Below are 8,877 nucleotides of genomic sequence, written 5' to 3'. Positions count from 1 at the left end.
CTCAGTGAGCTGATGACCAGAAACTCATCAACAGATTCTGGTCAGAGATTAGACAGTCTGATTGCAAGCATTCCGAAGGGGTTATGGCCTTTGAGCTCTTTGTGGTCGTTGCGTGTCATGCTCAGATTCTTCGTTGATACCCTCTTGCCTGGCGTCCTGATCAGACGGGTGGCGGGCTGTGTTTCCTCCCGCTCCGGCGCCCCAGCAACAAACCAATCCCAGAGCCGGCGATGAACAGGGTGAGTACGCCGAGGACCGTTGAGTAGTAAGGCTGCAGATTGAGGGCACCGAAGTTCCCCGTGTGCAGTTTGATCAGCCAGAAGGCCTCGATCCCCTGTGCCGAGAGGGCCCCATAGAGCGAACCGGAGAGGGCCGTAAGCAGGAGCGGGACCGCCGCCAGGGGCACGAGGCTGCGGTGCAGCCTGCGGAACAGATGGTGGTGGCGGCTCACTCGTTCTGAAGGGCCTTGTGCAGCACCTGCTCACTGGCGCAGGGCATCCACAGGGAGCCCATCGCAAAAGCGCCCTTGCATTTGAGTTCGGCGGCGCGTTGCTCCGCCTCCTGCTTGGTCTTGAACATGCCCTTCATGTGCGCCGCAGCGGGTGCGGTGGTGAGGAGCGGGGCGAAGGCCGCTGCTGCCAGGGCAACCAGCAGGGCCCATCGATGGCATGGCAGAAGTGGGCTGGAGTTGCGCTGGTTCATCGGGAGGTCGCGGGGAGGGTCAGAGCAAGAATCAGAGCTGGGAAAGAAAACGGTGGACTCACTTCTCCTTTGAGACGGCCTTTTGATAGACATCAAAGTCCTGACAGGGCATCCAGTCCTTGCCCATCGCAAAGGCGCCGCTGCACTTCAGTTCCTTGGCTCGCTGTTCAGCTGCGGCCTTGCTCGGGAACATGTCGTTGGCCTGGGCGCGGGCGGCGCCGGGGGCCAGGGCAACGCCTGCCGAGAGGAGTAGTGCCAGAGCGATGGGGTTCACGGAATGCCGGAAGAACGAGGTGAACACCAGCTTAGAGTCTCCCCACAGCAGGAGAGTCAAGCCCATGGCAGCTGTTGGCATGAAGACCGGCATGAAGATCGGAGCACTGGCCGGCCGCAGTGGCCTGCCGGTCAAGACCCTGCGCTACTACGAGGACCTGGGCCTGCTGCCGGCGATCGGCCGCAGCGAAGGCGGTTACCGCCTGTTCGCAGAACAGAGCCTGCAACGCCTGGAGTTCATCCGCAAGCTCAAGACCCTCGGGCTCAGCCTGGAGGAGATCCAGGACTGCCTGGCCGTGCACGATGCCGGTGAGCTGCCCTGCGGAGATATTGCGATCCAGCTGGAATGCCAGATCGAGCGGATTGATGGCCAGATCAAGGAGCTGCGCCAGCTCCGAAAGGAACTGCAGGGCCTGCTGGCCGGCTGGCAGAGCGATCCCGCCAAGGATGACGCGGTGATCTGCCCCAATCTTCACGTCTGAGGGCTGAGCGTGACGTTCGGCCCGCAGGGAACGAATGGGCACCGATTCGATGAAGCCATGACCCAATGGCGCGTTCAGCTCCCTGCTGCGTGCCCATGCTGAGTGCAGGCACAAGCAAGGGAGAGAACTGATGGGCCAACACCTGGCTACGTTTGACCGGACACGTTCGGTGGCACTCAGGCTCGCGGCTGCTGCAGGGCTGGGAGCGCTCGTTCTGTCGCTGGGGGCTCCAGCGCGCTCAGTGCCGCCCCAGGTGGTGGCCCAAGCCGGAAGCGGGATGGGAATGGGGCGGAGCGGTCCGGGACGGATGGGCTCCCAAACGATGGATCAGCACTTCATCGTGATGATGATTCCTCACCATGACGGGGCGATCGCCATGGCGGATCTTGCCCTCACCCGCGCGCGCAAGCCCGAGATCAAGGCCCTGGCCCGCAGCATCAAGGCCAGCCAGACGCAGGAGAACGCCCAGATGCGGACCTGGTACCGGCAGTGGTTCGGCGGCGACGTTCCCAGCTGGACGACCGCAGGAGCCATGGGCATGGGCGGCATGGGCATGGGGATGGGAGGTGCCATGGGTATGGGAGGTGCCATGGGTATGGGTGGTGGCATGGGTATGGGTGGTGGCATGGGTATGGGCACGAGCCTGGCCGCCCTTAAGAACGCCGCCGATTTCGATCGGGCCTTCATCGAGCAGATGATTCCCCACCACCGCATGGGCGTGATGATGGCTTCGATGGCCCAGACCAACAGCCAGCATCCGCAACTGCGCGCAATGCAACAGGCCATGGTGAAGGCCCAGAGCCAGGAGATCGAGCAAATGGCCCAGTGGTACCGGCAGTGGTTCGGTGGCTCAGGCAGCTGAGCCCTTGCGGCAGCCGCAGGCCCGCGAAGCGGTAGTTGAAGCGCAGCGGGCCTAAGCGGGTAGAGCGGCGGAAACGGAAGCCCATGGTTCAACGACTCTTGACGCAGTAGCTGCCGGATGAATACCAACCCAGGGGACATCCCTTGCCACTCTTCTGGATCGCCTCACGGTCGTTACTGGGGCTGCTGAGGCAGTAGTTGCCAGAGGAATAAAAACCCAGCGGGCAGCCTGCGCCGCTTTTCTCGATGGCGCCGCGACTGTTGCCCCCGGAGCTGGGCACGCAGTAGCCGCCAGAGCTGTAGTAACCAAGCGGGCAGCCTCCAACCTTGGGCAGCGGTTGCACCGGCTGCTGGGCTAGGGCACTTCCTGCCGCCAAAGCTGCAATCGCGCAGGCAAGGAGCAGCCGATTGCGGCCCATCGTCTTGTAAGGCATAGATACAGATTGGCGCAGATCAGCCAGCTGCAACCAAGTCATGCAGGAACAGCATGAAAAGGCTGCCGGTGCAAACTCCGGCAATGGCTAGAAAGTTTCTGCTGGGTGTGGTTGCGTTAACAGCCTTGGCCTGGCCAGCGGACGTAGCTGCTCAGAGCGTCAAGGCCACCGTGGCCTCCATAGGAGATGGCGACACGATCCGGGTACGCCAGGCCGGCAAGGCCCTCACCGTGCGTTTGGCCTGCATCGATGCACCTGAGACCGCTCAGACCCCTTACGGCCAGCAGGCCCGCACGTATTTGCAGCACCGCCTACCGATCGGCCGGGAGGTAAGCCTCAACATCAAGACCACCGATCGCTACGGCCGATCAGTTGCCGAGGTGTTCAGCGGCGTGAACATCAACCTGGCGCTGGTGGAAGACGGTCAGGCTTTTGTGTACCGCCAGTACCTGAGCGGCTGCGATGCCAAGGAGTATCTGGACGCGGAATACCGTGCCAGCCGGCGTCGATACGGTGTCTGGCAGGTGGAGGGCGGCATCAGCCGGCCCTGGGACTTCCGGCGAGGTCGTCACTCTGCCGTCATTCCTGATGGCACCACCCTGGGCGGCCGGCGTTACCGCTGCAGCGAGATCAGCTCCTATGCCAAAGCCCAGGAGCTGCTACGTCAGGGACACAGCTATCTAGATGGCAATGGCGATGGAGAAGCCTGTGAAGCACTCCGCTGACAGTCATCTTTCCCTTATTTCGTGGCTGCACTACTGGTTACTGCGGAAGAAAGCGGAAGCAAAGGTTTGCCTGCTGATGTAGTGGATTGACACAGCATCTGAGTTCGGTATTTTTGAACATCAGGCAAAGATCAGATGCTTACCGGCCCCGAACTGCTCGCCAAGGTCAAGGAGCTAGGCGATGTCTCCAAGTCCGAGCTCGTTCGTGAGTGCGGCTATGTGAGCACCAAAAAAGGTGGCACGGAGCGCCTCAACTTCACCGCTTTCTATGAGGCCCTGCTGAGCGCTAAGGGGGTAAGCCTTGGTGCCGATAGCGCCGGCCGGGGCAAAGGTGGACGCAGCCTTAGCTATGTCGCAACTGTTCAGGGCAACGGCAACCTGCTGGTGGGCAAGGCCTACACAGCCGTGCTCGACCTCAAGCCAGGCGATGAGATCGAGATCAAGCTTGGCCGCAAGCAGATCAAGCTGATTCCTTTGGGCAGCCCAGAAGAGGAGTGAGCAGCTCCTCGGTTGAGCTCCTTGCCGCTCTTCAAGAGAAGCCACCGATCACCAACACAACCAGCTGGCGGAGTTGCTGCAGCTCGGTGGTAGTCACGCAGCATTCGGTGGCATCTGTGATGCGAGTCTTGGCCACACAGGTCAGGTTCTGTGGCAGCAGATAGCTCACCTTCCTGCAGCCGTTGGTGCTGTTGGGTTGGAGCACGTCAGTCAGATCGGCTATAGCCAGCGAGGGGTCGCCAGTCATCGGCACCACCAGCACTGTTGGATAGGCAGGGTCAAACAGCTCGCAGTCCTGCACGACGACAGCTGGCCGTAGCTTGTTGGGCTCCGGAGGCTGAGGCCCGGGGCCGGGTCGGTTGGATCTTTGCGCCAATCAACGGTGATGATCTGCCCAGCCCTCAAGTCCACGCCGGTCTTCAGCGGTCTAGGGGTTCAGGCGTGGCCCAGTCGGCAATGAAGGCACTGGCCTCCGCATCGGTGGCGATGTGCTCTGCCACCGCTTTGCTCTGGGAACGGATCCGTGCCCGCAGCGCATCCATAGCGCTGAGCGAGCTGCTCACCTGCACGATCCGTCGTCCCCCGAGCTGCCTGCGGCGCACGGAGAAGGGAGCCTCAGGCTGTTCAGTGGCGTAATCGGCAGGGGTCATGGCGGCAGGTGGCCTGCGCTGACAACACGGAGCCACAGCTCAACGGTAAGCCCAATCCCACGTTCAAGCTCAGCTGCCTGGGCGTCGCTGAGCCAACGCCAGCATCTCCAGCGCCTGGCCCTGCTGCTCCTGCCGCAGCGCCTCCGGTGCTTCTATGCGTAGGGCTCTGCCTGGGGGAAGAGCCAGCGGCGCAGGGCGCTGCCGCGGGCCAGGATTCAGGGCGGCAGGTCGATCTCCAGCGGATGGTGATGGCTGTCGCCGCTTGGGTTGGGCGTCAGCACCCGGGCCAGCTCAGGATGCACCCAGTCGGCCATGGTGACCTGGGCCGCAGACCTGGGCTCCGCTTGCTTAGCCGGCCGTTCCAGACGGATCTGATCGAGGGAGAAGGTAAGCTGACCCTGGCGAATGGCGGCGTAGGACTCGCTCATGAAAGAGCAGCGCAGGGTCTGCGGCTGATTGCTCTTTCGGCACTGGGCTGTTAGAGCCAGTCCTGGGTCTGGAGGTCATCGCCCAGCTCGATGCCACCGCATTAGTGCAGCAGGTGCTGCAGGCGGGTGATCGCCAGCTGGTGCTCGCTTATATTGAGAAGGGTCTAAGGCCTAGGCCTGCAGGAACACCAGCTGCTCTAACCGCTCGCTTTGCAGCAACCCATGGGGCCGGCCGATGGCATCGGCCTCCCAGGACAGGTGCTATAACCCACCTGCGTACACCAGATGTAGCGGCCAGCTCAGAATCTCTTCTCTCCTGCCCTGATCGGAGAAGGTCCCCCAGCCCAGCGAGCGTAGGCTCTGGTGCTCCAGGATCCATATCTAAAACTTCCCGGCCTGCCCCTGTTCAGCCAAGGTGCCCTGTTGCTGGCTATCCGCACCAGCAGGAAAGAACCAGTCCTAGCGGCTATAAGGAGGCGAATTGCTATGCAACAATCCCAGCAAGTCCACCCGTAAGTTGTGTGCATCAGCCAGGATTGGTTAATACGTAAACAACGCCCTCAACAATTCCCTTTATACTTACCCCGGAGGTGTTGTCAAATATATTCCAGCATCATCAGGTGCTGATCAGGGCATTGTATTATGTTTTGAATTAATTTGTCATTCTCGCATGAACATGCCATTTGGATCAAAAATAGGGGCCGATAATATTTAGTATATCTCGGGTTTTTCTGACAACAGCCTTGACCATTTGGTCGCCAATGCCACCAGTGACCGTAGCCAAAATATAACTTTTCTGGCGTACTTAAAGATTGGGATGGGTCCCAAAAATCCAACTAGCTCTTACTATGGCAAATTCCCAAAAGTGAAAGTAAATTTTTGGCTGCAGACATTTCTATCTCTTTACGCGCTTGAGTGACGGCCGATCCAATATGGGGAGTGAAGAAGGTATTTAAGGCACTATTTAATAGGCCACTTTCAATAGAAGATGGCTTATGGGTTAATGCCCAGTCTTCAAATTCGAAAACATCTGCTGCATACCCTGATAATTTATTATTTAAAAGTGCACTAGCAACAGCTTGTTCACATACAGTAGAGCCTCTGCCAACATTGATAAGGAAAGAGCCCTGCTTAAATAGCCTAAGCTTATCGGCATTAATTAGATGGTGTGTATCATTGGTAAGAGGAAGCATGTTAACAACAAAATCAGAGCATGACAGTACTTCGTCGAGACCTTTCTTCTTTAATTCGCTATATACCTGGAAACTTGAATCAATATCCATTTTGTCAAAATAGCTAATTTCGCATTCAAAACCATGAACTAGTTTTACCAGTGCTTTTCCAAGCTGGCCCATGCCAAGAATACCCAAAGATTTTCCGCAGAGGCCACTGCCATAAAATCTAGGACTCCAGCCTTTAAATTCTGTGCTTCTTGCATAATTATCGCCAGAGAGCATATTTCTCGATAGATTTATCATTAGGCCTACTGCCAGCTCAGCAGTTGGTTGTGCTAATAAATTAGGAATTATAGCAAAAGCTATCCCATTATTCGAACAGAAAGATGAATCAATATTGTCTGCACCCCTTAGAGCGCCAGAAATAACCCTGAGATTCTTACATTGCTTAATAAAATCTGAATCTATGTGGTCTGGCATAAAAACGATTACACCTTCAGCATCCCCGCACCTCTTTAATAGTTCAGAACGAGACAAGGGTCTCTCTGTTTGATTAGAATTGACCTCGCAATATCGAGAGAGAAATTCAAGCGTCTCATTAAAAACTTTGGTTGTTACTACTATCTTGGCTTTTTTGTGCATTTTCAAGAAGATACACGCTTACGGAGTGCTGTGCTTAAGCCGTCTACTATTGTGACCATTATAAGTACAACCATAAGCAGTGCTAGCACCTCTTGATAGTTCATAATTCTAAGTGAACTGACGATTTCGAGTCCAAGCCCACCAGCGCCAACCGCTCCTACAACTAGGGACGCTCGGAAATTGTATTCCCACCTGTACAATCCAACATCAGCCATCTGAGGGAATACTAAGGGGAGAATACACCTTGTCACTACCTGGAAATGTGTCGCACCTGTAGAAGTGATTGCTTCAATTGGATCCTTATCAAGTAATTCTATTGATTCAGCGTAGAACTTTCCAACCATTCCCACTGAATGCAGACCAAGCGCGAGAGCCCCGGGAAGCTGTCCAAAGCCCACTGCAGCTACAAATATTATGCCCATTATTAGTTCTGGAACTGATCGTAAACAGTTTAACAGTAGTCTCGAAAACGAATAGATGAGGTTGTTAGGAGAAGTTGTTCTGGCAGCTAGTACTGATAAGGGTACTGAAATTATTACAGCAATTGAAGTGCCTGCGATACTCATTGCCACCGAATCACGCAGGGGTATTAGCCACTCCTGCCATCGTGAAAAGTTTGGTGGAACCATTTCCTTGACTAGAGTTCCTATTGCAGGTAGCCCCTCGGATATCCTTTGACTGTCAAATAAGCCTACGACCGAAAAGCTCGTGAGAATTACAACCGCAATGACGATTGAAACGAACGCAGTTGCCAATTGGCTACTTTTTTGTTGACTGATAATAGATTTAAAAGAATGCATGAGGTTTGAAAAAGAAAAAAATGCCCAAATTTATGAGAAATAAGGGCAAGTCAATGGCCTGAATAGACTTATTTAACAAATGTATCGAGCTTTAATCCAAGAATTTTGCCAGCCTTCCTGATGCCGTTGTAATCAGAATCCGTAACTGCAGCAAATCCATCGGCTTTATATGCTTTTAGTATAGCTTCATCTTTGAGTCCCAGAAAGGAGGCTACGATGTTTTGCTTTAGCTTTGGATTAAGGTTGGACCGCATAGTCCAAGGATATTGTGGAATCGGTGCGGTCTTTCCGAGAAGTGTAATCTTATTGGTGTCAATCCTTCCTTTTTTGATCAAAGACTCATAGATAGGACATGAAAGCCCCCCGCCTTGCGCATTTCCAGTTTGAACTGAGAGAGCGACTGCATCGTGTGCCCCAACAAATACAAGCTTATAATCGCGTTTAGCAATTAAGCCGGCATCAGCAAGAGTTAGTTGTGGGAAGAGGCGGCTAGAAGTCGAAGCAGGATCTCCAAATGCAACAGTTTTGCCTCTGAGATCTTTGTATGATTTTATACCCGCCTTGGTATTCCCTATGAGGCAAGACTTGTATGTAGTTGAACCATCTTTTAGTCTAGCAGCAAACGGAGTGATTTTACTTTTATCTTTTGCGATAACATAGGAAAGCGGTCCAAAGTATGCAAGATCAATTCGTTCGTTTCGAGCAGCTTCTATCATTGAAGAGTAATCAGTTGATATGATTAGCTCGATCTTCTTGTTAAGTTTCTTGCTCAAATATTCTTGCAATCCCTTGTTGTCTTTGATTATAGTTGCTGCATTCTCATCCGGTAGCAGAGCAACTTTTAAAGTATCTGGATCTGATTTGCTTGATGCATTGGATAAATTAGTCGGTACTATCAAGGCAATTGCCGTAATGGTAACAGCTTGCAGAATTGACTTAAAGTTCATGAGTTGTTGAATTTGCTTGGATTAGTTGGCCAGGCTGGCCAAAAGTTTTGTAGAATTATGGTTTTGAGTTGACTCTGTATCATATATCCGTTTCAGGTCTGATTCCGTCAGATCTTTTGGCTTGCCATCAAAAATAATTGACCCGTTGTTTAACCCTATCAAGCGATCTGCATATTTACGTGCAAAATCAATTTGGTGGAGACTTACAATAGTAGTTATTTGGAGGTCAATTGAAATATCTTTTAGTAACTTGAGTATTC

The 8,877-nt window shown here is 54.2% G+C and carries 14 protein-coding genes and 1 pseudogene; 4 read left to right on the top strand and 11 right to left on the bottom strand.

The window, feature by feature from the left end; genetic code table 11:
• Nucleotides 1–160 precede the first annotated feature (160 nt).
• From KBY71_RS13520 to KBY71_RS13510, 3 genes are read right to left on the bottom strand one after another with little or no spacing between them, the layout of a single operon-like run.
• Complete coding sequence (locus tag KBY71_RS13520; protein ID WP_254929416.1) at nucleotides 161–451, bottom strand: hypothetical protein; 291 nt, start codon at nucleotides 449–451, stop codon at nucleotides 161–163.
• Nucleotides 448–702, bottom strand: coding sequence for a DUF3721 domain-containing protein (locus KBY71_RS13515; protein ID WP_254929415.1), 255 nt, complete (start codon nucleotides 700–702; stop codon nucleotides 448–450). Before KBY71_RS13515 ends, KBY71_RS13520 begins: the two co-directional genes overlap by 4 nt.
• A 58-nt stretch (nucleotides 703–760) precedes the next feature.
• Nucleotides 761–1,036: a DUF3721 domain-containing protein gene (locus KBY71_RS13510; RefSeq protein WP_254929414.1), complete on the bottom strand. Its 276-nt coding sequence runs from the start codon at nucleotides 1,034–1,036 to the stop codon at nucleotides 761–763.
• Between the two features lie 4 nt (nucleotides 1,037–1,040).
• Here KBY71_RS13510 and KBY71_RS13505 point away from each other — a divergent pair, with 4 nt between their 5' ends.
• A complete protein-coding gene (locus KBY71_RS13505; protein ID WP_254929413.1) occupies nucleotides 1,041–1,457 on the top strand; it encodes a heavy metal-responsive transcriptional regulator in 417 nt (138 codons plus the stop codon).
• A 307-nt stretch (nucleotides 1,458–1,764) separates the two neighbouring features.
• Nucleotides 1,765–2,319: a DUF305 domain-containing protein gene (locus KBY71_RS13500; protein WP_254929412.1), complete on the top strand. Its 555-nt coding sequence runs from the start codon at nucleotides 1,765–1,767 to the stop codon at nucleotides 2,317–2,319.
• An 88-nt stretch (nucleotides 2,320–2,407) separates the two neighbouring features.
• Here the strand turns inward: KBY71_RS13500 and KBY71_RS13495 are convergent, their stop codons facing one another.
• Entirely contained in the window at nucleotides 2,408–2,794 is a 387-nt protein-coding gene (locus tag KBY71_RS13495; RefSeq protein ID WP_254929411.1) for a hypothetical protein, read from the bottom strand.
• An 83-nt stretch (nucleotides 2,795–2,877) separates the two neighbouring features.
• Between KBY71_RS13495 and KBY71_RS13490 the strand changes: the two genes are divergently transcribed.
• Both KBY71_RS13490 and KBY71_RS13485 read left to right on the top strand, forming a co-directional pair.
• The gene (locus KBY71_RS13490; RefSeq protein WP_254929410.1) at nucleotides 2,878–3,477 is read left to right on the top strand and encodes a thermonuclease family protein; all 600 of its coding nucleotides are present in this window, start codon (nucleotides 2,878–2,880) and stop codon (nucleotides 3,475–3,477) included.
• Between the two features lie 135 nt (nucleotides 3,478–3,612).
• Entirely contained in the window at nucleotides 3,613–3,975 is a 363-nt protein-coding gene (locus KBY71_RS13485; protein ID WP_254929409.1) for an AbrB family transcriptional regulator, read from the top strand.
• A 31-nt stretch (nucleotides 3,976–4,006) separates the two neighbouring features.
• Here the strand turns inward: KBY71_RS13485 and KBY71_RS13480 are convergent, their stop codons facing one another.
• The 7 genes and pseudogenes from KBY71_RS13480 to KBY71_RS13450 form a co-directional block, all read right to left on the bottom strand.
• Entirely contained in the window at nucleotides 4,007–4,351 is a 345-nt protein-coding gene (locus KBY71_RS13480; protein WP_254929408.1) for a type II toxin-antitoxin system PemK/MazF family toxin, read from the bottom strand.
• Between the two features lie 43 nt (nucleotides 4,352–4,394).
• A complete protein-coding gene (locus tag KBY71_RS13475; protein WP_254929407.1) occupies nucleotides 4,395–4,625 on the bottom strand; it encodes a hypothetical protein in 231 nt (76 codons plus the stop codon).
• A 215-nt stretch (nucleotides 4,626–4,840) separates the two neighbouring features.
• Nucleotides 4,841–5,053, bottom strand: coding sequence for a hypothetical protein (locus KBY71_RS13470; RefSeq protein ID WP_254929406.1), 213 nt, complete (start codon nucleotides 5,051–5,053; stop codon nucleotides 4,841–4,843).
• A gap of 836 nt (nucleotides 5,054–5,889) precedes the next feature.
• The gene (locus KBY71_RS13465) at nucleotides 5,890–6,870 is read right to left on the bottom strand and encodes an NAD(P)-dependent oxidoreductase (protein ID WP_254929405.1); all 981 of its coding nucleotides are present in this window, start codon (nucleotides 6,868–6,870) and stop codon (nucleotides 5,890–5,892) included.
• Between the two features lie 2 nt (nucleotides 6,871–6,872).
• On the bottom strand, nucleotides 6,873–7,670 hold the full coding sequence (gene phnE, locus KBY71_RS13460; RefSeq protein ID WP_396095501.1) for a phosphonate ABC transporter, permease protein PhnE: 798 nt from the start codon (nucleotides 7,668–7,670) through the stop codon (nucleotides 6,873–6,875).
• A gap of 68 nt (nucleotides 7,671–7,738) precedes the next feature.
• Nucleotides 7,739–8,617, bottom strand: coding sequence for a phosphate/phosphite/phosphonate ABC transporter substrate-binding protein (phnD, locus tag KBY71_RS13455; RefSeq protein WP_254929403.1), 879 nt, complete (start codon nucleotides 8,615–8,617; stop codon nucleotides 7,739–7,741).
• Between the two features lie 21 nt (nucleotides 8,618–8,638).
• Nucleotides 8,639–8,877: pseudogene (locus tag KBY71_RS13450) on the bottom strand (hypothetical protein); the annotation flags it as partial.

Source organism: Cyanobium sp. T1B-Tous (genome assembly GCF_024345475.1).
Classification (GTDB): Bacteria; Cyanobacteriota; Cyanobacteriia; order PCC-6307; family Cyanobiaceae; genus Cyanobium_A.
This window is presented reverse-complemented; position numbering and strand designations above follow the sequence as displayed.